This is a genomic window from Pantoea hericii (genome assembly GCF_014155795.1).
Lineage (GTDB): Bacteria > Pseudomonadota > Gammaproteobacteria > Enterobacterales > Enterobacteriaceae > Pantoea > Pantoea eucalypti.
The window spans coordinates 521,541-543,989 of record NZ_SCKV01000003.1; the positions used below are offsets into that span (position 1 = coordinate 521,541).

Annotated in this window: 18 protein-coding genes; 16 read left to right on the forward strand and 2 right to left on the reverse strand. The window is 53.8% G+C overall.

Annotated features, from left to right (window positions below; translation table 11 throughout):
- Position 1: 1 nt before the first annotated feature.
- Positions 2 to 2,656 carry a bifunctional uridylyltransferase/uridylyl-removing protein GlnD gene (glnD, locus tag H7K52_RS09420; protein ID WP_182629970.1) on the reverse strand — a complete coding sequence of 885 codons (2,655 nt, stop codon included), beginning with the start codon at positions 2,654 to 2,656 and terminating at the stop codon, positions 2 to 4.
- Between the two features lie 66 nt (positions 2,657 to 2,722).
- Positions 2,723 to 3,517, reverse strand: coding sequence for a type I methionyl aminopeptidase (map, locus tag H7K52_RS09425; protein WP_008925635.1), 795 nt, complete (start codon positions 3,515 to 3,517; stop codon positions 2,723 to 2,725).
- Between the two features lie 318 nt (positions 3,518 to 3,835).
- On the opposite strand from map, the gene rpsB reads away from it, so the two are divergent.
- The 16 genes from rpsB to dnaE all read left to right on the forward strand — a co-directional run bounded on the left by rpsB (position 3,836) and on the right by dnaE (position 22,441).
- Positions 3,836 to 4,561, forward strand: a complete 726-nt coding sequence (gene rpsB, locus H7K52_RS09430) for a 30S ribosomal protein S2 (RefSeq protein ID WP_008925636.1) — start codon at positions 3,836 to 3,838, stop codon at positions 4,559 to 4,561.
- A gap of 182 nt (positions 4,562 to 4,743) precedes the next feature.
- Positions 4,744 to 5,595, forward strand: a complete 852-nt coding sequence (gene tsf / locus H7K52_RS09435; protein WP_008925637.1) for a translation elongation factor Ts — start codon at positions 4,744 to 4,746, stop codon at positions 5,593 to 5,595.
- Positions 5,596 to 5,752: 157 nt separating this feature from the next.
- Complete coding sequence (gene pyrH / locus H7K52_RS09440; protein ID WP_003852654.1) at positions 5,753 to 6,478, forward strand: UMP kinase; 726 nt, start codon at positions 5,753 to 5,755, stop codon at positions 6,476 to 6,478.
- Between the two features lie 143 nt (positions 6,479 to 6,621).
- On the forward strand, positions 6,622 to 7,179 hold the full coding sequence (gene frr, locus H7K52_RS09445) for a ribosome recycling factor (RefSeq protein WP_003852653.1): 558 nt from the start codon (positions 6,622 to 6,624) through the stop codon (positions 7,177 to 7,179).
- 111 nt (positions 7,180 to 7,290) lie between these two features.
- Positions 7,291 to 8,487 carry a 1-deoxy-D-xylulose-5-phosphate reductoisomerase gene (gene ispC / locus H7K52_RS09450; protein ID WP_008925638.1) on the forward strand — a complete coding sequence of 399 codons (1,197 nt, stop codon included), beginning with the start codon at positions 7,291 to 7,293 and terminating at the stop codon, positions 8,485 to 8,487.
- Positions 8,488 to 8,668: 181 nt separating this feature from the next.
- Positions 8,669 to 9,421 carry a (2E,6E)-farnesyl-diphosphate-specific ditrans,polycis-undecaprenyl-diphosphate synthase gene (ispU, locus tag H7K52_RS09455; RefSeq protein ID WP_003852651.1) on the forward strand — a complete coding sequence of 251 codons (753 nt, stop codon included), beginning with the start codon at positions 8,669 to 8,671 and terminating at the stop codon, positions 9,419 to 9,421.
- Between the two features lie 18 nt (positions 9,422 to 9,439).
- Positions 9,440 to 10,297: a phosphatidate cytidylyltransferase gene (gene cdsA, locus H7K52_RS09460; protein WP_033743116.1), complete on the forward strand. Its 858-nt coding sequence runs from the start codon at positions 9,440 to 9,442 to the stop codon at positions 10,295 to 10,297.
- Positions 10,298 to 10,309: 12 nt separating this feature from the next.
- The gene (gene rseP / locus H7K52_RS09465; protein ID WP_003852647.1) at positions 10,310 to 11,656 is read left to right on the forward strand and encodes a sigma E protease regulator RseP; all 1,347 of its coding nucleotides are present in this window, start codon (positions 10,310 to 10,312) and stop codon (positions 11,654 to 11,656) included.
- Positions 11,657 to 11,707: 51 nt separating this feature from the next.
- Complete coding sequence (gene bamA / locus H7K52_RS09470) at positions 11,708 to 14,119, forward strand: outer membrane protein assembly factor BamA (RefSeq protein WP_003852645.1); 2,412 nt, start codon at positions 11,708 to 11,710, stop codon at positions 14,117 to 14,119.
- A 110-nt stretch (positions 14,120 to 14,229) separates the two neighbouring features.
- Entirely contained in the window at positions 14,230 to 14,727 is a 498-nt protein-coding gene (skp, locus tag H7K52_RS09475) for a molecular chaperone Skp (RefSeq protein WP_003852644.1), read from the forward strand.
- Between the two features lie 3 nt (positions 14,728 to 14,730).
- The gene (gene lpxD, locus H7K52_RS09480) at positions 14,731 to 15,756 is read left to right on the forward strand and encodes a UDP-3-O-(3-hydroxymyristoyl)glucosamine N-acyltransferase (protein ID WP_008925640.1); all 1,026 of its coding nucleotides are present in this window, start codon (positions 14,731 to 14,733) and stop codon (positions 15,754 to 15,756) included.
- Positions 15,757 to 15,908: 152 nt separating this feature from the next.
- Entirely contained in the window at positions 15,909 to 16,364 is a 456-nt protein-coding gene (gene fabZ / locus H7K52_RS09485; protein ID WP_003852639.1) for a 3-hydroxyacyl-ACP dehydratase FabZ, read from the forward strand.
- 3 nt (positions 16,365 to 16,367) lie between these two features.
- Positions 16,368 to 17,156 (forward strand): acyl-ACP--UDP-N-acetylglucosamine O-acyltransferase, encoded by a 789-nt coding sequence (gene lpxA, locus H7K52_RS09490; RefSeq protein WP_182629971.1) that lies wholly within the window; start codon positions 16,368 to 16,370, stop codon positions 17,154 to 17,156.
- Between the two features lie 3 nt (positions 17,157 to 17,159).
- The gene (gene lpxB, locus H7K52_RS09495; RefSeq protein WP_003852634.1) at positions 17,160 to 18,308 is read left to right on the forward strand and encodes a lipid-A-disaccharide synthase; all 1,149 of its coding nucleotides are present in this window, start codon (positions 17,160 to 17,162) and stop codon (positions 18,306 to 18,308) included.
- Positions 18,301 to 18,927 carry a ribonuclease HII gene (rnhB, locus tag H7K52_RS09500; RefSeq protein WP_182629972.1) on the forward strand — a complete coding sequence of 209 codons (627 nt, stop codon included), beginning with the start codon at positions 18,301 to 18,303 and terminating at the stop codon, positions 18,925 to 18,927. Before lpxB ends, rnhB begins: the two co-directional genes overlap by 8 nt.
- Positions 18,928 to 18,958: 31 nt before the next feature.
- Positions 18,959 to 22,441, forward strand: coding sequence for a DNA polymerase III subunit alpha (dnaE, locus tag H7K52_RS09505; RefSeq protein WP_003852631.1), 3,483 nt, complete (start codon positions 18,959 to 18,961; stop codon positions 22,439 to 22,441).
- Positions 22,442 to 22,449 lie beyond the last annotated feature (8 nt).

Here is a 22,449-nt window from a genome sequence, read left to right on the forward strand (position 1 = left end):
GTCACACTTTATCGTTTGGATTAAGGGCCTCTGTCAACCGTTGTTGCAACGCTTTGCGCATTTCTTCATCCAGTGCCTGACGTTCGCTGTTGGCCAGAATAAATAAATCTTCGACCCGCTCGCCGATGGTGCTGATGCGTGCACCGTGCAGTGAGACACCCAGATCGGCAAAGACTTCGCCGACCCGCGCCAGCAGGCCTGGCTGATCCAGCGCCACCAGTTCCAGGTAGCTGCGACGGTCAGTGTGCGTTGGCAGGAAGTTCACTTCGGTATCCACGCTGAAATGCCGCAGTTTGGCCGACGGACGACGGGTACGCGGCGGCACCCAATCTGACTGAGTGATTGCCTGTTCCAGCGCCTGAATGATCATCGGATGGCGATCGGGGGAGAGCGGGCTGCCATCCGGTTCCAGCACAATAAAGGTATCCATTGCCATGCCGTCCCGGCTGGTGAAGATTTGCGCGTCGTGAACGCTGAGGTTACGACGGTCGAGTTCACCGGCCACGGCAGCAAACAGATGAGGCCGATCGGGACTCCAGATAAAAATTTCGGTCCCGCCACGGGTGGCCTGCGGGCTGACCAGCACCAGCGGTTTTTTCAGATCGTGAACCAGCAGGTGGCGGGCATGCCACGCAATCTGATTCGGCGTATGGCGCAGGAAGTAGTCCGCGCGGCAACGATTCCAGATCTGGTGCAGACGCTCTTCATCAATATTATCCATCCGCAGCAGTGCCAGTGCCTGCAGGCGATGATGACGCACCCGCTCCCGCAAATCCGGACTGTTTTCCATACCGCGTCGTAACTGCTTCTCGGTGGCGAAAAACAGCTCGCGTAACAGGCTCTGCTTCCAGCTGTTCCACAGACTTTCATTGGTGGCGCAGATATCGGCCACGGTCAGACAAACCAGATAGCGCAGCCGGTTCTCATTCTGCATCACCTCAGCAAACTGCTGGATCACCGTCGGATCCTGAATATCGCGACGCTGCGCCGTGACAGACATCAGCAGGTGATGACGAACCAGCCAGGCCACCAGTTGAGTTTCACGCGAGTTAAGGCCATGCATTTCAGCGAACTCAAGCGCATCCTGCGCGCCAAGAATAGAGTGATCGCCGCCGCGCCCTTTGGCAATATCATGCAGCAGCGCAGCCATCAGTAACAGCTCCTGCTGCGGCAGGCGTGGCCATAACTCGACACACAGTGGATGCTGCGGACGGGTGGCTTCATTGGCGAAGCTTTCCAGCTTCTGCAGGACACGAATAGTATGCTCATCCACGGTGTAGGCATGGAACAGATCAAACTGCATCTGTCCGACGATATGCCCCCACAGCGGTGTATAGGCCCACAGCACGCTATGACGATGCATCGGCACCAGCGCCCGGCTCACCGCGCCGGGATGGCGCAGAATTGACATAAACGTGCGTCGCGCTTCCGGAATCTGACACAGCGGCTGTTTAAGATGTCGACGTGCATGGCGCAGGTGACGCAGGGTGGTGGAGTAGATCCCTTTGATACTGTCGTTACGTACCATCACGTAGAACATACGCAGAATCGCCTGCGGCTCGCGGGTGAACAGCGTTTCGTCGCGCAGGTCGATCAAATCACCCCGCAGTTGGAAATCGTCGTCGATAGGCCTGGGTTTTTCACTGGTGGAAAGCGCCAGAATCGCCTCATCAAACAGCTGCAGCAGCATCTGGTTCAGTTCACCGATACGCCGTGTGACCCGATAGAAATCCTTCATCATGCGTTCGACCGGCTCATTGCCTTCGCCCTGGTAATTCAGGCGCTGCGCCACACTGAGCTGGCGATCGAATAGCAGGCGGTTATCGTAGCGGGGGAGGGAAAGATGCAGGGCAAAGCGGATGCGCCAGAGAAACTCCTGACATTCGTTGAGTTCGCTGCGCTCAGCGTCAGTGAGGAAACCAAAGCCGACCATCTCATCCAGGGTAGTGGCACCATAATGGCGTCGGGCAACCCACTGCAGCGTATGGATGTCTCGCAGGCCACCGGGACTGCTTTTGATATCCGGCTCGAGGTTATAACTGGTGCCGTGATAACGCTTGTGGCGCTCCTGCTGCTCATCAATTTTGGCGGCGAAAAAGCGGGATGAGGGCCAGAAACCGTCGCTGAAGATATTTTTCTGCAGTTCCAGAAACAGCGCCACATCGCCAGTCAGCATCCGTGATTCGATCAGGTTGGTGGCGACGGTCAGATCAGACAATCCCTCCAGCAGACACTCTTCCAGCGTGCGGACGCTGTGGCCCACTTCCAGTTTAAGATCCCACATCAGCGTTAAGAGATCGCTGGTGCGTTGCGCAGCCTGTTCATCCAGCGGCTGGCGGCTGAGGATCAGAACATCGATATCAGAGAGCGGATGCAGTTCGGCACGGCCATAACCGCCAACGGCGACCAGCGCGGTAGACGGCATTTCATCAAAGCCAAAGAAGCGCCACAGGCGACGCAGCAGCCGATCAATAAACAGCGTGCGGGCATCGATCAGCGGCTCAACGGGTTCACCGGCATCAAACGCGGCAGCCAGATGTTGCTGAAACAGCTCCAGCCTCGGCTTCAGAATGTCGCGGGTCAGCTGGTCGTCACCCCATTCGGCTGGCGAATCAACCAGACCGTTTTTCACATCTTCCGACAGACTCACGCTCATGCAGCTCTTCTCTTTTTTAGCCAAAAAAAAGCCGGCTCAGCGCCGGCTTGATCTGTTTTGGGGGAATTACCCTTCGGCGACGAGCACAGCGGGCAGCGTGTCGTCTTTGCGCAGGGTTAAAATCTCACAGCCGTTTTCCGTCACCACAATAGTATGCTCATACTGCGCGGACAAGCTGCGATCTTTGGTTTTTACCGTCCAGCCATCTTTCATGGTGCGGATGCGGTAATCCCCGGCATTGACCATCGGTTCTACTGTAAAGGTCATACCCGCCTGTAACACGACGCCGCTATCATCGGCATCGTAATGCAATACCTGAGGCTCTTCGTGGAATCCCTTGCCGATGCCGTGACCGCAATATTCGCGTACGACAGAGAAGTCGTTTGCTTCAACATACTTCTGAATGGCACGACCCAACTCGCGCAGGCGGATGCCGGGCTTAATCAGACGCAGGGAAAGATAGAGGCTCTCCTGCGTGACGCGGCACAGGCGCTCACCCTGAATAGTGGGTTTACCAACAATAAACATCTTTGAGGTATCACCGTGGTACTCATCTTTAATGACGGTGACATCGATATTGACGATATCGCCATCTTTCAGAGGGCGATCGTCACTGGGAATCCCGTGACAAACCACTTCATTCACCGAGATGCAGACTGATTTCGGAAAACCGTGATAGCCAAGGCAGGCAGAGACGGCCTGCTGCTTCTGCGTGATGTGTTCGTGGCAGATACGGTCCAGCTCGCCGGTGGTGACACCCGGTTGAACATGAGGCTCGATCATCTCCAGCACTTCGGCGGCCAGTCGGCCCGCGACGCGCATTTTTTCGATTTCTTCAGGGGTTTTGATTGAAATTGCCATTAAATTAATCCGCAGTTGTCGAAATTTTCGACAATAATAAGGTCTGTGCTGTCATGTTAGCAGCCAGCAAATGGGCTGCCAAATAGAGAACGCGCTGGCGCTCATCAGTGATCATTTATTGGTGTCTCATGGCGGTTTGTGGTATAAAGCGCGCCGACGATTCTCTGTATGGCTGTTTCGGTCAGCAGGAAACGCATAACTCTCATTATGTGTAATAAAACACACATGTATCGACACATACGCCGGGGTGCCTTGAAAGAGGTCGGTCGTATGGGATACATGGAGGCCCAACCCCAATCAAACTTTAGAGGTTTTATCATGGCAACTGTTTCCATGCGCGACATGCTCCAGGCTGGTGTTCACTTCGGTCACCAGACCCGTTACTGGAACCCAAAAATGAAGCCATTCATCTTTGGTGCACGTAACAAGGTTCACATCATCAACCTGGAAAAAACTGTACCTATGTTCAACGAAGCTCTGGCTGAACTGAACAAGATCTCTTCCCGTAAAGGTAAGATCCTGATCGTAGGTACTAAACGCGCTGCTGCCCAGGCAGTAAAAGAGTCTGCACTGAGCTGCGACCAGTTCTTCGTAAACCACCGCTGGTTGGGTGGCATGCTGACTAACTGGAAAACCGTGCGTCAGTCAATCAAGCGTCTGAAAGATCTGGAGATTCAGTCTCAGGATGGCACTTTCGACAAACTGACCAAAAAAGAAGCGCTGATGCGTGCGCGTGAGCTGGCCAAGCTGGAAAACAGCCTGGGCGGTATCAAAGACATGGGCGGTCTGCCAGACGCACTGTTTGTTGTTGATGCTGATCACGAACACATCGCAATCAAAGAAGCAAACAACCTGGGTATCCCGGTATTTGCTATCGTTGATACCAACTCAGATCCAGATGGCGTTGATTTCGTTATCCCAGGTAACGACGATGCGATCCGTGCTGTAAACCTGTACCTGACTGCCGTTGCGACTACCGTTCGCGAAGGCCGCTCTCAGGACCTGGCTGAGCAAGCTGAAGAAGCGTCTTTAGAAAACGCTTAATTAAGGTTTGCTCTGCATAAGAGCCCTTAGCATTCAGATGTGATCTGTAAGGGGCCTATACTGGCCCCTTTATTTTATCTAAGTCTGTCACGCCCCCAACCGGACGGCGGGACAGAGTAAATTTTCCGCAAATAAGTGTCTGCTGGTGCAAACGTACTCAGGCACGAACCGAGGATTCTGGAATGGCTGACATTACCGCTGCATTGGTAAAAGAACTGCGCGAGCGTACTGGCGCTGGCATGATGGATTGCAAAAAAGCGCTGACTGAAGCGAATGGCGACATTGAGCTGGCGATTGAGAACATGCGTAAGTCTGGCGCAATCAAAGCAGCGAAAAAAGCAGGCAACGTTGCTGCTGATGGCGTAATCAAAACCAAGATCGTTGGCGACTACGGCGTGATTCTGGAAGTGAACTGCCAGACTGACTTCGTTGCAAAAGATGGCGGTTTCCAGGCGTTCGCAGACAAAGTTCTGGAAGCGGCTGCCGCTAATCGCGTTACCGACGTTGAAGTTCTGAAAGCGCAGTTCGAAGAAGAGCGCGTTGCACTGGTTGCTAAAATCGGTGAGAACATCAACATCCGTCGCGTTGCAATCCTGGAAGGCGCAGAGCTGGGCAGCTACCTGCACGGCGCACGTATCGGCGTTCTGGTTTCAGCGAAAGGCGCTAACGAAGATCTGATCAAACAGATCGCAATGCACGTTGCAGCAAGCAAACCTGAATTCGTTAAGCCAGAAGACGTTTCTGCTGACGTGGTTGATAAAGAGTACCAGGTTCAGCTGGACATCGCGATGCAGTCTGGCAAGCCAAAAGAGATCGCAGAGAAGATGGTTGAAGGCCGTATGAAGAAATTCACCGGCGAAGTCTCTCTGACAGGTCAGGCTTTCGTTATCGACCCAAGCAAAACCGTTGGCCAGGCTCTGAAAGAGCAGGGCGCTGACGTGATTAACTTCATCCGCTTCGAAGTGGGTGAAGGCATCGAGAAAGTTGAGTCTGACTTCGCTGCAGAAGTTGCAGCAATGTCCAAACAGTCTTAATGCTTTGAAAGAACCGCCATCCGGCGGTTCTTTTTTGTCTGTGAATCGCAACAGACACGTTTTCAGTTTCATCCCAATAGCATTTTCTTTGCGGTAAGCGGATGATCGATCAGAATTTACTTCTCCTTTACACCCAATCTTCCAGGAAGAACTGACCATGGCGACCAACGCAAAACCTGTTTATCAACGTATCCTGCTTAAACTCAGCGGCGAAGCTCTGCAAGGCGCTGAAGGTTTTGGTATCGACGCGAGTGTGCTTGACCGCATGGCACAAGAGGTAAAAGAGCTGGTTGAACTGGGCATCCAGGTTGGCGTAGTGATTGGCGGAGGGAACCTGTTCCGTGGCGCAAGCCTGCAGCAGGCAGGGATGAACCGCGTCGTGGGTGACCACATGGGTATGCTGGCAACCGTGATGAACGGCCTGGCGATGCGTGATGCACTGCACCGCGCCTATGTGAACGCACGCCTGATGTCAGCGATTCCACTGAATGGCGTCTGCGACAACTACAGCTGGGCAGAAGCGATCAGCCTGCTGCGTAACAACCGCGTGGTGATTTTCTCCGCCGGTACCGGTAACCCGTTCTTTACCACCGACTCTGCGGCGTGTTTGCGCGGCATTGAGATTGAAGCGGACGTGGTGCTGAAAGCGACCAAAGTTGACGGCGTCTACTCTGCCGACCCGGTGAAAAGCCCGGACGCAACGCTTTATGAGCAACTGAGCTATGCTGAAGTACTGGATAAAGAGCTGAAAGTGATGGATCTGGCGGCCTTTACCCTGGCGCGTGACCACAAATTGCCTATCCGTGTTTTCAACATGAATAAACCTGGCGCACTGCGTCGTGTAGTGATGGGTGAAAAAGAAGGGACTCTGATTACGCATTAATACCCGAGGCGAGATAAAATAAGGTATATTCTGTCAGCGCGATGAGAATGCATCGCGCACCAGTCAGGATTATCGATGATTATCGATCCCGCTTCCGGTTATGCCGGAACTGGCCAGGTCAAACCGAATCCAAGGGTTTCAACGTGATTAACGACATCAAAAAAGATGCTGACACGCGCATGGAAAAATGCGTTGAAGCATTCAAAACTACCATCAGCAAAGTGCGCACCGGTCGTGCTTCACCTTCGCTGCTTGACGGCATCGTCGTCGAATATTACGGCACGCCGACGCCACTGCGTCAGCTGGCTTCTGTCACTGTGGAAGATTCACGCACGCTGAAAATCAACGTGTTTGACCGTTCACTGAGTCCGGCAGTCGAAAAAGCGATCATGAAGTCTGATCTCGGTCTGAACCCTAGTTCAGCCGGTACCGACATCCGTGTTCCGCTGCCTGCCCTGACAGAAGAGCGTCGTAAAGATCTGATTAAAATCGTGCGCGGCGAAGCCGAGCAGGGCCGTGTGTCGGTACGTAACGTCCGTCGCGATGCCAACGATAAAATCAAAGCGTTGCTGAAAGATAAAGAGATCAGCGAAGACGACGAACGTCGTGCGCAGGATGAAGTGCAAAAAATGACCGATGCGTACATCAAGAAAGTTGATGCCGCACTGTCTGAAAAAGAGTCGGAGCTGATGGATTTCTAATCCCATCACTGCCGGACAAAACGCCGTACAGAGAGGTATTCGTATGAATGCGACATCTGGCGGCGTTTTACATTGTGCCTGAGGGCACGCTGACTTCACACGGATAGCCTCATGAAGCGATTAACTCTGCTGGGATCCACCGGCTCGATCGGCACCAGTACGCTGGCAGTGGTTCGCGCCAACCCGGCGCTTTATCAGATTACTGCGCTGGTCGCTGGCCACAATGTGGCGCTGATGGCCGAACAGTGTGCGGCTTTTACGCCGCGCTACGCCTGCATGGCAGATGAGGCATCCGCCGCTGCGCTGCGTGAGCGACTGAGAGCAATCAGGATCGATACTGAAGTGCTCTCCGGCGTTCAGGCAGCCTGTGAGCTGGCTGCGCTGGATGACGTGGATCAGGTGATGGCGGCAATTGTCGGCGCATCCGGTTTGCTGCCGACGCTGGCAGCCATTCGCGCCGGAAAAACGGTGCTGCTGGCCAACAAAGAATCGCTTGTCACCTGCGGCCGTTTGTTTATGGAGGCGGTGCGTCATCATAACGCGCAGTTACTACCAGTCGACAGTGAGCATAACGCCATTTTTCAGAGTTTACCGGCTACCATCCAGCATCAGTTAGGTTACGCTGACCTGCGGGATAATGGCATTGAGTCGATTATCCTTACGGGATCGGGTGGTCCTTTTCGTGACACAGATTTAGCTGATCTTAGCGCTATGTCGCCGGATCAGGCCTGTGCACATCCGAACTGGTCGATGGGGAGAAAAATCTCTGTTGATTCGGCCACCATGATGAATAAAGGTCTTGAGTACATTGAAGCCCGTTGGTTGTTTAATGCCAGCGCAGCGCAGATGGAAGTGATACTTCACCCACAGTCGGTGATTCACTCCATGGTGCGATACTGCGATGGCAGCGTGCTGGCTCAGTTAGGTTCTCCCGATATGCGTACGCCTATTGCCCACAGCATGGCCTGGCCATCGCGCATCAATGCAGGTGTGACGCCGCTGGATTTTACCCGCATGTCGGCGCTCTCTTTTGCAGAACCTGACTTTAGTCGCTATCCCTGTCTGAAACTGGCCATTGATGCCTGTGAGGCAGGGCAGGCGGCGACCACCACGCTAAATGCTGCCAATGAGGTTGCCGTCGCGGCTTTCCTGAATCACCAGATCCGCTTCACCGACATTGCCGCGCTTAATAGCGCAGTGATGGCGGCACAAGTGTGTCCGGAGCCGGATTCGGTGGACGCTGTCCTTGACATCGATCGCACTGCGCGCGCGCTGGCAACAGAAATGTTGCCGCGCTTCACGTCGTGAAACCGATCGTTATGAGGCCATTTGTTCGCTTCAGGTGAAAATGGTATAGTCGCTGGCTCGCGTTTCACGGTCTGTCACCGAATTCGGTGTAGCCCGGCACTAAGCGTGTGCCGGGATTTGAATCGGGCGCAATGTATTCAGAAAACACAGCATTTCTGATGAAAGGAATTGGTTAAGCGTTATGTCGTCTAACAATCACAACAACACTGATGACCAGCAGGGAAACGGTCCGCGCCACGTCGCTATCATCATGGATGGCAATGGTCGCTGGGCCAAAAATCAGGGAAAATTGCGTATTTCAGGCCACAAAGCCGGTGTTAAATCGGTGCGTCGTGCCGTCAGCTTTGCGGTCAATAACAATCTTGAAGCCCTGACGCTTTATGCCTTCAGTAGTGAAAACTGGAGCCGTCCTGCGCAGGAAGTCACCGCGTTAATGGAACTGTTTGTCTGGGCACTCGACAGTGAAGTAAAGAGCCTGCATAAACACAACGTTCGCTTACGTGTCATTGGCGATACCAGCCGTTTCAGCCCCCGCATTCAGGAACGTATTCGTCGTTCTGAGACCCTGACTGCAAATAATACCCGTCTGACGCTCAACATTGCTGCCAACTATGGCGGCCGTTGGGATATTATCGAAGGCGTGAAAAAACTGGCTGAACAGGTTCAGGAAGGATTACTGCGACCTGACCAGATTACCGAAGAGAGCCTGACGTCGCAGCTCTGCATGCAGGAGCTGGCGCCAGTGGATTTAGTGATAAGGACCGGGGGAGAGCATCGGATTAGCAACTTCCTGCTGTGGCAGATTGCCTATGCTGAATTCTATTTTACCGATGTGCTCTGGCCGGATTTCGATGAACACGTTTTTGAAGGTGCACTGAATGCATTCTCTCTGCGGGAGCGTCGTTTTGGCGGCGCTGCACCAGGCGGCGCCTGAGCAATCTGGGGGTAACCTTTGCTGAAGTCTCGTCTTATTACCGCGTTGATATTAATTCCGCTGGTAATAGCTGCACTATTCTGGTTACCGCCTGTTGGCTTCGCCCTGACAACGATTGTTATCTGCATGCTGGCAGCCTGGGAATGGGGTCAGTTTGCAGGCATGGCATCACGGCAACAGCGTGTCTGGCTGGCTGTACTTTGTGGTCTGTTGCTGGCGCTGATGCAGTTTACGCTGCCACCTTATCAACACACGGTGCATCTGCCACAGATTGCGACATCGCTTTGGGCGTCGCTGGTGTGGTGGGTCGCGGCACTGCTGCTGGTGCTTACCTATCCCGCTTCCGCGGCCTTCTGGCGTCATTCGCGTCCACTTCGCTTACTGTTTGGCGTATTAACGCTGGTGCCCTTTTTCTGGGGCATGGTGGCGCTGCGCCAGTATCACTATGAAACCGACCACTTCGCCGGAGCCTGGTGGCTGCTGTTTGTGCTGCTGCTGGTGTGGGGAGCGGATTCCGGTGCTTACATGTTTGGCAAGATGTTCGGCAAGCACAAGCTGGCGCCGAAAGTCTCACCAGGCAAAACCTGGGAAGGCTTCCTGGGCGGCCTGGTTTCATCGGCGCTGATTGCGCTGCTGTTTGCCACGCTGGCGCCGCTGACGGTCTCCACCGGTACGCTGGTGATTTGCGCGGTTATCGCGACGCTGGCCTCTGTTCTGGGTGACCTCACCGAGAGTATGTTTAAACGTGAAGCGGGCATTAAAGACAGTGGTAATCTGATCCCCGGTCATGGCGGCATGCTTGATCGTATTGATAGTCTGACTGCGGCGGTGCCGGTGTTTGCCTGTTTATTGCTGCTGGTGTTCCGCACCCTTTAAGGACAGGCAAAGATGTTGAGTATAATCTGGAGTTTCTTCGCCTTTATCGTTGCGCTGGGCGTGTTGATTACCGTGCATGAGTTTGGCCACTTCTGGGTCGCTCGCCGCTGTGGTGTCAAAGTTGAGCGCTTTTCTATTGGTTTTGGTAAGGCGCTCTGGCAGCGCCGTGATCGTCACGGCACCGAATTTGTCATCGCGCTGATCCCGCTCGGCGGCTACGTTAAAATGCTCGACGAACGTGTCGAAAGCGTGCCCGCCGAGCTGCGTCATCAGGCTTTTAATAACAAAGCCGTCTGGCAACGCGCCTCCATTATTGCGGCAGGGCCTGTCGCTAACTTTATCTTTGCCATCTTTGCCTACTGGGTTGTGTTTATTCACGGCGTACCAGGTGTACGCCCGGTAATCGGTGAAATTTTAAACGGTTCGGTCGCTGCAGAAGCGCAAATTACGCCCGGCATGGAACTTAAGGCTGTTGACGGTATCGAAACGCCTGACTGGGATGCTGTGCGTATGGCGCTGGTGGGTAAAATCGGCGATAGCAGCACCACGTTAACCGTGGCCCGATTTGGCGAAGATGCAACCCAGCAGAAGCAGCTGGATTTGCGTAACTGGCAGTTTGAGCCTGATAAGCAGGATCCGGTCGTTGCATTAGGGATTCAGCCACGCGGTCCGCAAATTGAGACCACACTGGCAGAAGTGCAGGCGAACTCGCCAGCGAGTGAAGCCGGTTTGCAAGCAGGCGACAGGATCGTTAAAGTCGATGGTCAGCCATTATCGCAGTGGCAGACTTTTGTCACGCAGGTCCGGGATAATCCCGGTAAAAGCATGGCGCTTGAAGTGGATCGCGGCGGTGAATCAATTGCGCTGACGATGACGCCAGAAGCGAAAAATGGCAGTAAGGCGGGCTTTGCGGGAGTGATTCCGCGTATCGTCCCGCTGCCAGAAGAGTACAAGACGGTAAGGCAGTATGGCGCATTTGCGGCAATCGGTGAGGCCAGTGTAAAAACCTGGCAATTGATGAAGCTCACTGTTTCCATGCTGGGCAAGTTAATAACCGGTGATGTGAAGCTGAACAACCTGAGCGGGCCAATTTCGATTGCGCAGGGTGCAGGATTGTCAGCTGAGTACGGGTTGATTTACTACCTGATGTTCCTGGCGTTGATTAGCGTCAACCTGGGCATCATCAACCTGTTCCCTTTGCCGGTTTTAGATGGTGGGCACTTGCTCTTCCTTGCGATCGAAAAGATCAAAGGTGGACCGGTGTCCGAGCGAGTTCAGGACTTTAGTTATCGCATCGGTTCGATTTTACTGGTGCTGTTAATGGGGCTTGCACTTTTCAATGATTTCTCACGTTTGTAACCGCTGGAACGCGAACATTCGAGGGATGTGTTAGGAAAACGCATAACAACGATGGCGATGAAAAAGTTGCTCATAGCGTCGCTGCTGTTTAGCAGCGCCACCGTTTACGGTGCAGACGATTTCGTGGTGAAGGATATTCATTTCGAAGGGCTGCAGCGAGTCGCCGTCGGCGCGGCTCTGCTGAGCATGCCAGTACGGGTTGGCGATACGGTGAATGACGATGATGTCAGAAATACCATTCGCTCGCTGTTCGCTACTGGCAACTTTGAGGATGTTCAGGTCCTGCGAGACGGTACAACGCTGATTGTCCAGGTCAAAGAACGTCCTACCATTGCCAGCATTACCTTCACCGGTAACAAAGCGGTGAAAGAGGATCAGCTCAAACAAAATCTGGAAGCCTCAGGTGTGCGTGTCGGCGAAGCGCTGGACCGCACCACTATCTCTTCTATTGAGAAAGGCCTTGAGGATTTCTACTACAGCGTCGGTAAATATACTGCCAACGTGAAAGCGGTGGTGACACCCCTGCCGCGTAACCGTGTCGATCTGAAGCTGGTCTTTACCGAAGGTGTCTCTGCCAAAATTCAGCAGATCAACATCGTCGGTAATAAAGCCTTTAGCTCTGATGAACTGATCTCCCGTTTCCAGCTGCGTGATGAAGTGCCGTGGTGGAACGTGGTCGGCGATCGTAAATACCAGAAGCAGAAACTGGCAGGTGACCTTGAGACTCTGCGCAGCTTCTATCTGGATCGCGGCTATGCACGCTTCAATATCGATTCGACGCAGGTCAGCCTGACGCCAGATAAAAAAGGCATCTACATCACGGTGAACATCACCGAGGGTGACCAGTACAAAATTGCTGGCGTAATCGTCAATGGCAGCATGGCGGGTCACTCCGCAGAAATTGAACATCTGACCAAAATTCCGGCAGGCGAGCTCTATAACGGCGCCAAAGTCACGAAAATGGAAGATGACATCAAGAAACTGCTGGGCCGCTACGGCTATGCCTATCCGCGTGTAGTCACACAGCCAGAAATCAACGACGCCGACAAAACCGTGAAACTGCACATCAACGTGGATGCGGGTAACCGTTACTACGTGCGTAATGTTCGTTTCGAAGGTAATGACACGTCAAAAGACTCGGTGTTACGTCGCGAAATGCGTCAGATGGAAGGCGCATGGCTGGGCAGCGATCTGGTTGAACAGGGTAAAGAGCGTCTGAACCGCACCGGTTACTTTGAAACCGTGGATGTGGATACCCAGCGTGTACCAGGCTCGCCTGACCAGGTTGACGTGGTCTACAAAGTTAAAGAGCGTAACACCGGTACTTTCAACTTCGGCGTCGGTTACGGCACTGAAAGTGGTGTGAGTTTCCAGGTTGGCGTAACGCAGGATAACTGGCTGGGCACCGGTAATACCGTGGGCATCAGCGGGACCAAAAACGATTACCAGACCTATGCTGAATTCTCGCTTACTGACCCTTACTTCACCGTTGACGGTGTGAGTCTGGGTGGTCGTCTGTTCTACAACGACTTCAAAGCAGACAATGCTGACCTTTCTGACTATACCAACAAGAGTTATGGTCTGGATGGCACACTTGGCTTCCCGGTTAACGAAAACAACACCCTGCGTGTCGGTCTGGGCTATGTCCACAATGACCTGTCAAACATGCAGCCGCAGGTTGCGATGTGGCGTTACCTTGACTCGGTTGGTAAGCCGCAGCAGCTTAATGACAAAGGCGAATTCTCAGCAGATGACTTCACCTTTAACTACGGCTGGACTTACAACACCCTGGACCGCGGATTCTTCCCGACATCCGGTAACCGCACTAACCTGAATGGTAAAGTGACGATTCCTGGTTCAGATAACAGCTTCTATAAGGCCACGCTGGATAGTCAGCAGTATGTGCCGATTAACCAGGATCGTACCTGGGTGCTGTTGGGACGTGGTCGTATCGGCTATGGCGATGGACTCGGCGGCAAAGAGATGCCGTTCTACGAGAACTTCTATGCCGGTGGTTCAAGCACGGTTCGCGGCTTCCAGTCCAACACCATTGGACCGAAAGCAGCCTACTTTAATAACAACTCGTCGAACTGCCGAATTGCCGATCCAAATGGCGTTTGTAAGTCTGACGATGCGGTGGGCGGTAACGCCATGGCGATCGCCAGCCTTGAGCTGATCACGCCAACGCCGTTCCTGAGCGAGAAGTATGCTAACTCGGTGCGTACCTCGGTGTTCGTCGATGCCGGTACCGCGTGGGATACCCATTGGGAAAATACAGCGGAAACGCGTGCGGCAGGCATTCCTGACTACAGCGATCCAAACAACATTCGTGTATCAAGCGGTGTTGCGTTGCAGTGGATGTCACCGCTTGGCCCGCTGGTGTTCTCTTACGCCCAGCCGTTCAAGAAAGTCGATGGAGACAAGTCAGAGCAGTTCCAGTTTAACATTGGTAAAACCTGGTAATGTTCTGAGCAAGGATGCATAGCTGAAGTATTGCTGCCGGGCAGCACCTGTTGCTGTTCCGGCGCAAACACTGTGTCGCTGACACAAACGTTGATGGTAAGGAGTTTATAGTGAAAAAGTTGTTGTGTGCCGCAGGTCTGGGTCTTGCTTTAGCGGTTTCCGCTGGTGTTCAGGCTGCTGACAAAATTGCAGTGGTAAACGTGTCCAGCATTTTCCAACAGTTACCGCAACGTGCGACTGTTGCTAAACAGCTGGAAAACGAGTTCAAAGGCCGTGCAACTGAGTTGCAGAGCCAGGAGCGCGATCTGCAAACTAAAATGCAGCGTCTGCAGCGTGACGGTTCTACCATGAAGGCAAGCGAACGCAGCCGCATGGAAAAAGATGTCATGTCTCAGCGTGAAGCGTTCTCTTCAAAAGCACAGGCTTTTGAGCAGGATAACCGTCGTCGTCAGATGGAAGAGCGTAACAAGCTGCTGAGCCGTATTCAGGATGCCGTTAAGAAAGTCGCTGACAGCGATGGTTACGACGTCGTGATCGACGCCAACGCGGTGGCTTATGCATCAAACGCAAAAGACATCACAGCTGACGTGCTGAAACAGGTTAAATAATTCATGTCATCTATTCGACTGGCTGATTTAGCCCAGCAGTTGGATGCAGAATTGCACGGAGATGGCGATATCGTCATCTCCGGCATTGCTTCTATGCAATCCGCCACAACTGGCCAAATCACTTTTCTTGCAAACAGCCGTTATCGCGAGCAACTCGCCCTGATTAAGGCCTCAGCCGTGGTGCTGACGGAAGCGGATCTGGAGTGGTGTAATACCGCAGCGCTGGTAGTGAAAAATCCCTACCTGACTTATGCGCGTATGGCACAAATACTCGATACCACGCCACAGCCGGCGCAAAATATCGCCCCCAGCGCGGTAATTGACCCCTCAGCCCGACTCGGCAACAATGTCGCCATTGGCGCCAATGCAGTGATCGAAGCGGATGTTGAGCTGGGTGACAACGTAGTTATTGGTGCGGGATGTTTTGTTGGCAAAAAAACCCGTATTGGCAGTGGCACCCGTCTCTGGGCCAACGTCTCTGTTTATCACGAGATCGAAATTGGCCAGGATTGTCTGATTCAGTCAGGTACCGTCATCGGTTCTGATGGTTTCGGCTATGCCAACGATCGCGGTAACTGGGTGAAAATCCCGCAGTTAGGCGCGGTAATTATCGGCGATCGCGTCGAAATAGGGGCCTGCACCACCATCGATCGCGGTGCGCTTGATAACACTCTGATCGGCAATGGTGTTATCATAGACAACCAGTGCCAGATCGCTCACAACGTAGTTATTGGCGACAATACTGCGGTTGCAGGCGGTGTGATCATGGCGGGTAGTCTGAAGATTGGACGTTACTGTATGATTGGCGGTGCCAGCGTCATTAACGGCCATATGGAAATCTGTGACAAAGTAACGGTGACCGGTATGGGTATGGTCATGCGTCCTATCACAGAGCCAGGCGTTTATTCGTCAGGCATTCCGCTGCAACCCAACAAAACCTGGCGTAAAACTGCAGCGCTGGTGATGAACATCGATGATATGAGCAAACGCTTAAAAGCCATCGAGCGCAAGGTCGGCAAAGACGACTAACCGCCATCCCAAAACTGACCGGCTTTCATAATAAAAATGTTAAGCAGGGAAGCCCGGCGCCACAGTACCTATTTGCGGCCTGCGGAAGATCATTTTGATCTGTGCAGGCCGTGTTATTGATGTCATCAGATTTTTAGGACAGGAAGAGTATTTTGACTACTGAAACTCATACTCTGAAAATTGAAGAGATTTTAGAGCTGCTGCCGCATCGCTATCCGTTTCTGCTGGTAGACCGTGTGCTGGAATTTGAAGAGCACAAATACCTGCGTGCAGTGAAGAACGTTTCTGTTAATGAACCGTTTTTCCAGGGGCACTTCCCTGGTAAACCGATTTTTCCTGGCGTTCTGATCCTGGAAGCGATGGCGCAGGCCACCGGTATTCTGGCGTTTAAAAGCGTAGGTAAACTGGAGCCAGGCGAACTCTATTACTTTGCCGGTATCGACAGTGCCCGCTTTAAGCGTCCTGTGGTACCAGGTGACCAAATGATCATGGAAGTCACTTTCGAGAAAACCCGCCGTGGTCTGACCCGCTTTAAAGGCGTGGCGACTGTTGACGGTAAAATCGTTTGTGAAGCGACCATGATGTGTGCCCGCAGCCGGGAGGCATAATTCGTGATTGATCCAACCGCCACTATCCATCCCAGTTCTGTCATCGAAGAGGGCGCTATCATTGGCGCCCGTGTTCACATTGGCCCGTTTTGCTTTATCGGCGCGAATGTTGAGATTGGTGAAGGAACAGTACTGAAGTCACACGTTGTGGTGAATGGCCACACGCGTATCGGTAAAGATAATCAGATCTACCAGTTTGCCTCAATTGGCGAAGTGAATCAGGATCTGAAATATGCCGGTGAGCCAACACGGGTTGAGATCGGTGATCGCAACCGTATTCGTGAAAGCGTCACGATTCATCGCGGCACCACGCAGGGTGGCCATGTCACCACAGTGGGCAGCGATAATCTGCTGATGGTCAATGTCCACATTGCGCATGACTGCGTGGTTGGTAACCGCTGTATCTTCGCGAACAATGCCACCCTGGGTGGTCACGTGACGGTCGATGATTTCGCCATTATTGGCGGCATGACAGCGGTACATCAGTGGTGCATCATCGGTGCGCACGTGATGGTTGGTGGCTGTTCCGGCGTGGCGCAGGATGTTCCGCCTTACGTTATTGCGCAGGGTAACCATGCGACGCCGTTCGGTATCAATATTGAGGGTCTTAAGCGTCGTGGCTTCAGCAAAGAGTCGTTGCATGCGATTCGCAACGCTTACAAGCTGCTCTATCGCAGTGGCAGAACGCTGGAAGAAGTGAAGCCGGAGATCGAAGCCATTGCGCAACAGCACAGCGAAGTGCAGCCTTTCTACGACTTCTTTACCCGTTCAACCCGTGGATTAATTCGTTAATCCATGTCAGCGCGTCCTTTAACGATTGCCCTGGTCGCCGGAGAAACCTCCGGCGATATTCTTGGTGCAGGTCTGATTCGTGCCCTGAAAGTGCGCCATCCTGATGCACGCTTTGTCGGTGTGGCGGGCCCACTGATGCAGGCTGAAGGGTGTGAAGCCTGGTATGAGATGGAAGAGTTAGCGGTAATGGGCATTGTCGAGGTGCTGGGTCGCCTGCGACGCCTGCTGACAATCCGCCGCGATCTCACCCGACGTTTTAGCGAGCTCAGACCCGACGTTTTTGTCGGTATTGATGCGCCCGATTTTAATATCACGCTGGAAGGCAATCTCAAACGTACGGGCATCCGTACGATCCACTATGTCAGTCCTTCGGTGTGGGCATGGCGGCAAAAGCGCGTGTTTAAGATCGGCCGAAATACCGATCTGGTGCTGGCCTTCCTGCCGTTTGAAAAAGCCTTCTACGATCGTTATAACGTTCCCTGCCGCTTTATCGGTCACACCATGGCGGATGCCATGCCGCTGCAACCTGATAAGCAGGCTGCGCGCCGTCATCTCGGCATTGCGGACGATGCGCTCTGTCTGGCACTGCTGCCGGGCAGTCGTGGTGCGGAAGTGGAAATGCTCAGTGCTGACTTCCTGAAAACAGCCCAATTATTGCGTCGTCACTATCCGGCGCTGGAAATCGTGGTGCCGCTGGTTAACGCCCGTCGCCGTGAACAGTTCGAGAAGATTAAAGCTGACGTTGCGCCTGAACTGCCGATGCATCTGCTGGATGGACAGGGTCGTGAGGCGATGATTGCAAGCGATGCCGCACTTCTGGCATCCGGGACTGCCGCACTGGAGTGCATGCTGGCAAAATGCCCGATGGTCGTCGGTTATCGCATGAAACCGGCCACTTACTGGCTGGCGAAACGGCTGGTGAAAACCCCTTACGTCTCGCTGCCAAACCTGCTGGCAGGGCGTGAGCTGGTCAAAGAGTTACTGCAGGATGCGTGTCAGCCCGACGCCCTGGCTGCAGCGTTAGATCCGCTGTTGCATGCCGGGCCTGAGCGCGAAACTTTGCTGCAGACGTTTCATGAATTACATCAACAGATCCGCTGGAACGCCGATGAGCAGGCAGCGGATGCAGTACTGGAGCTGGTGAATGCCTGATTTTATCTATCCTGTCGCCAGACTGATTGCCGGTGTGGACGAAGTGGGGCGCGGTCCGCTGGTTGGCGCGGTGGTCACTGCTGCGGTGATCCTCGATCCGGCAAATCCGATTACCGGCCTGGCGGACTCGAAGAAACTGTCGGAAAAACGCCGCCTGGCGTTGTACGACGAAATCAAAGAGAAGGCGCTGGCATGGAGTCTGGGACGCGCAGAACCTGAAGAGATCGATCAGCTCAACATTCTGCACGCTACCATGCTGGCGATGCAGCGTGCGGTAGCTGGCCTGAGTATCCAGCCCGACTATGTGCTGATTGATGGTAACCGTTGCCCGGCATTGCCTATGGCTTCACAGGCCGTCGTCAAAGGGGATAGCCTGGTTGCCGAAATCAGTGCAGCATCGATCATCGCCAAAGTCTCGCGGGATCGTGAGATGGCCGAACTGGACCTGCTGTTCCCGCAGTATGGTTTTGCACAACACAAAGGCTATCCAACGGCGCTGCATATGGAAAAACTGACACAATATGGCGCCACGCCGCACCACCGTCGTAGTTTTGCGCCCGTACGTAATGCGCTGCTCGATGCTGAAGTACTGGCTGCCCGCCAGACCCTTACGCTTTAATAGCCTGACGCTGTTTTAACCGGAAACTGATATGGCTGAACCCCGTTTTATACATCTGCGTGTCCACAGTGACTATTCGATGGTTGATGGCCTGGCAAAAACCGGGCCGCTAATCAAGAAAGCGGCTGCCCTTGGCATGCCGGCGATAGCGATTACCGACTTCACTAACCTCTGTGGCCTGGTGAAATTCTACGGTGGCGCGCACAGCGCAGGGATAAAGCCGGTCATTGGTGCCGATTTCAATGTGGCCAGTGAGCTGATGGGGGATGAACTGACACAGCTTACCGTGCTGGCGTCCAGTAATACCGGATACCAGAACCTGACGCTGCTGATCTCCCGCGCCTATCAGCGCGGTTATGGCGTGGACGGACCCATTATCGATCGCGACTGGCTGATCGAATTGCAGGAAGGATTAATACTGTTGTCGGGTGGGCGACGCGGCGATGTAGGTCGTAGCCTGCTGCGCGGTAACAATGCGCTGGTGTCGCAGTGCCTGTCGTTTTACCAGCAACATTTCCCCGATCGCTACTACCTGGAGCTGATCCGTACTGGCCGACAGGACGAAGAGAGCTATCTGCATGCGGCCGTTGAACTGGCGATTGCAGAGGGAATACCGGTCGTTGCCACCAATGAAGTCTGCTTTATCAATGCAGAAGATTTCGATGCGCACGAAATTCGCGTTGCCATTCATGACGGCTATACGCTGGATGATCCCAAGCGTCCGCGCAACTACAGTCCTCAGCAATATATGCGCAGCGAAGAGGAGATGTGCGAGCTGTTCTCGGACATCCCGGAAGCGCTGGAGAACAGCGTAGAGATTGCTAAGCGTTGTAACGTGACGGTGCGACTGGGCGAATATTTCCTGCCACAGTTCCCGACCGGTGATATGACTACCGAAGATTATCTGGTGGTGAAATCCCGCGAGGGGCTGGAAGAGCGCCTGGCGTTCCTGTTCCCGGACGAAGCTGAGCGCGCAGAAAAACGTCCGGAATATGATGAGCGTCTGGAGATTGAGCTCACCGTTATTAACCAGATGGGATTCCCCGGCTACTTCCTGATCGTGATGGAGTTCATCCAGTGGTCCAAGGATAACGGCGTGCCGGTGGGCCCAGGTCGTGGCTCCGGTGCCGGTTCGCTGGTGGCCTATGCGCTGAAAATCACCGATATCGATCCGCTGGAATTTGACCTGCTGTTCGAACGTTTCCTGAACCCGGAACGCGTCTCAATGCCCGACTTCGACGTCGATTTCTGCATGGAGAAGCGCGATCAGGTCATCGAACACGTCGCTGATATGTACGGACGTGAAGCGGTTTCCCAGATTATCACCTTCGGTACCATGGCGGCGAAAGCGGTTATCCGCGATGTGGGCCGCGTGCTGGGTCATCCTTACGGCTTTGTTGATCGCATTTCAAAACTGATCCCGCCCGATCCCGGCATGACGCTGGAAAAAGCCTTTATTGCTGAACCGCAGCTTCCTGCGATGTATGACGCAGATGAAGAGGTGAAGGCGCTGATCGATATGGCGCGTAAGCTGGAAGGGGTCACGCGAAACGCCGGTAAACATGCGGGTGGCGTGGTCATTGCGCCAACGAAAATCACGGATTTCGCGCCGCTTTACTGCGATGAACACGGGCAGTTCCCGGTCACTCAGTTCGATAAAAATGATGTGGAATATGCCGGCCTGGTGAAGTTCGACTTCCTGGGTCTGCGTACGCTGACCATCATCGACTGGGCGCTGAAGATGATCAACCCGCGCCGGGAGAAGCAGGGGCTGGAGCCGATCGATATCGCCTCAATCCCGCTGGATGATAAGAAAAGCTTCGATATGCTGCAGCGCTCGGAAACCACAGCGGTATTCCAGCTTGAATCGCGCGGCATGAAAGATCTGATTAAGCGTCTGAAGCCCGACTGCTTCGAAGATATGATCGCACTGGTGGCGCTGTTCCGTCCTGGCCCACTGCAGTCCGGCATGGTAGATAACTTTATTGACCGTAAGCATGGCCGTGAAGCGATCTCTTATCCCGACATTCAGTGGCAGCACGAAAGCCTGAAGCCGGTGCTGGAACCGACTTACGGCATCATCCTCTATCAGGAACAGGTGATGCAGATCGCCCAGGTTCTCTCCGGTTACACCCTGGGCGGCGCAGATATGCTGCGACGCGCCATGGGTAAAAAGAAACCCGAGGAGATGGCCAAACAGCGCTCCATATTCCGCGATGGTGCCGAAAGCATGGGCATCGACGGCGAACTGTCGATGAAGATCTTCGATCTGGTAGAAAAATTTGCAGGTTATGGCTTTAACAAGTCACACTCTGCGGCTTACGCACTGGTCTCCTATCAGACCCTGTGGCTGAAAGCGCACTATCCGGCCGAGTTCATGGCGGCGGTGATGACCGCCGATATGGATAACACCGAGAAAGTGGTGGGCCTGGTTGATGAGTGCTGGCGGATGGGGCTGAAAGTCCTGCCGCCCGATATTAACTCGGGTCTCTATCCCTTCCATGTTAATGACGCGGGCGAGATCGTTTACGGTATCGGCGCGATCAAAGGCGTGGGTGAAGGCCCGATTGAAGCGATTATCGACGCCCGTAATGAAGGTGGCTATTTCCGCGAACTGTTTGATCTCTGTGCCCGTACTGACACTAAAAAGATCAACCGTCGGGTGATGGAAAAACTGATTATGTCCGGGGCTTTCGATCGCCTTGGACCGCACCGCGCCGCCCTGATGAGTTCACTCAGTGACGCGTTAAAAGCCGCCGATCAACACGCGAAAGCGGAGGCGATTGGCCAGGCAGATATGTTTGGCGTGCTGGCGGAGGAGCCGGAGCAGGTTGAGAAATCGTACGCCAGCGTCACGCCGTGGCCTGAGCAGGTGCAGCTGGATGGTGAGCGGGAAACGCTGGGGCTATATCTTACCGGCCACCCTATTAATCAGTATCTGAAAGAAATTGAGCGTTATGTTGGCGGGGTGCGTCTGAAAGATATGCATCCTACCGATCGGGGTAAAATTACCGTGGCGGCTGGTCTGGTGATCGCCGCGCGGGTAATGGTCACCAAGCGCGGCAACCGAATTGGTATCTGTACTCTGGACGATCGCTCCGGTCGTCTTGAGGTGATGTTATTTACCGATGCGTTAGATAAATACCAGCAGTTGCTGGAGAAAGACCGAATCCTGATCGTCAGCGGACAGGTCAGCTTTGATGACTTCAGTGGCGGGCTTAAAATGACCGCGCGTGAAGTCATGGACATCGACGAAGCTCGCGAAAAATACGCGCGCGGACTTGCTATCTCGCTGACGGACAGGCAAATTGATGACCAGCTATTAAACCGGCTCCGTCAGTCCCTGGAACCTCATCGTTCAGGGACTATTCCGGTGAATCTCTACTATCAGAGAGCCGACGCGCGAGCGAAGCTGCGCTTTGGTGCAGCGTGGCGAATTTCGCCCAGCGATCGTTTACTTAACGATCTGCGCTCGTTGATTGGATCGGAGCAGGTGGAACTGGAGTTTGACTAGAACAGGAA

What these genes read in the sequence shown, in the direction of transcription:
- glnD (WP_182629970.1), bottom strand. Translation starts at nt 2,656, where the DNA reads ATGAGCGTGAGTCTGTCGGAAGATGTGAAAAACGGTCTGGTTGATTCG.
- map (WP_008925635.1), bottom strand. Translation starts at nt 3,517, where the DNA reads ATGGCAATTTCAATCAAAACCCCTGAAGAAATCGAAAAAATGCGCGTC.
- rpsB (WP_008925636.1), top strand. Translation starts at nt 3,836, where the DNA reads ATGGCAACTGTTTCCATGCGCGACATGCTCCAGGCTGGTGTTCACTTC.
- tsf (WP_008925637.1), top strand. Translation starts at nt 4,744, where the DNA reads ATGGCTGACATTACCGCTGCATTGGTAAAAGAACTGCGCGAGCGTACT.
- pyrH (WP_003852654.1), top strand. Translation starts at nt 5,753, where the DNA reads ATGGCGACCAACGCAAAACCTGTTTATCAACGTATCCTGCTTAAACTC.
- ispC (WP_008925638.1), top strand. Translation starts at nt 7,291, where the DNA reads ATGAAGCGATTAACTCTGCTGGGATCCACCGGCTCGATCGGCACCAGT.
- ispU (WP_003852651.1), top strand. Translation starts at nt 8,669, where the DNA reads ATGTCGTCTAACAATCACAACAACACTGATGACCAGCAGGGAAACGGT.
- rseP (WP_003852647.1), top strand. Translation starts at nt 10,310, where the DNA reads ATGTTGAGTATAATCTGGAGTTTCTTCGCCTTTATCGTTGCGCTGGGC.
- bamA (WP_003852645.1), top strand. Translation starts at nt 11,708, where the DNA reads ATGGCGATGAAAAAGTTGCTCATAGCGTCGCTGCTGTTTAGCAGCGCC.
- lpxD (WP_008925640.1), top strand. Translation starts at nt 14,731, where the DNA reads ATGTCATCTATTCGACTGGCTGATTTAGCCCAGCAGTTGGATGCAGAA.
- lpxB (WP_003852634.1), top strand. Translation starts at nt 17,160, where the DNA reads ATGTCAGCGCGTCCTTTAACGATTGCCCTGGTCGCCGGAGAAACCTCC.
- rnhB (WP_182629972.1), top strand. Translation starts at nt 18,301, where the DNA reads ATGCCTGATTTTATCTATCCTGTCGCCAGACTGATTGCCGGTGTGGAC.
- dnaE (WP_003852631.1), top strand. Translation starts at nt 18,959, where the DNA reads ATGGCTGAACCCCGTTTTATACATCTGCGTGTCCACAGTGACTATTCG.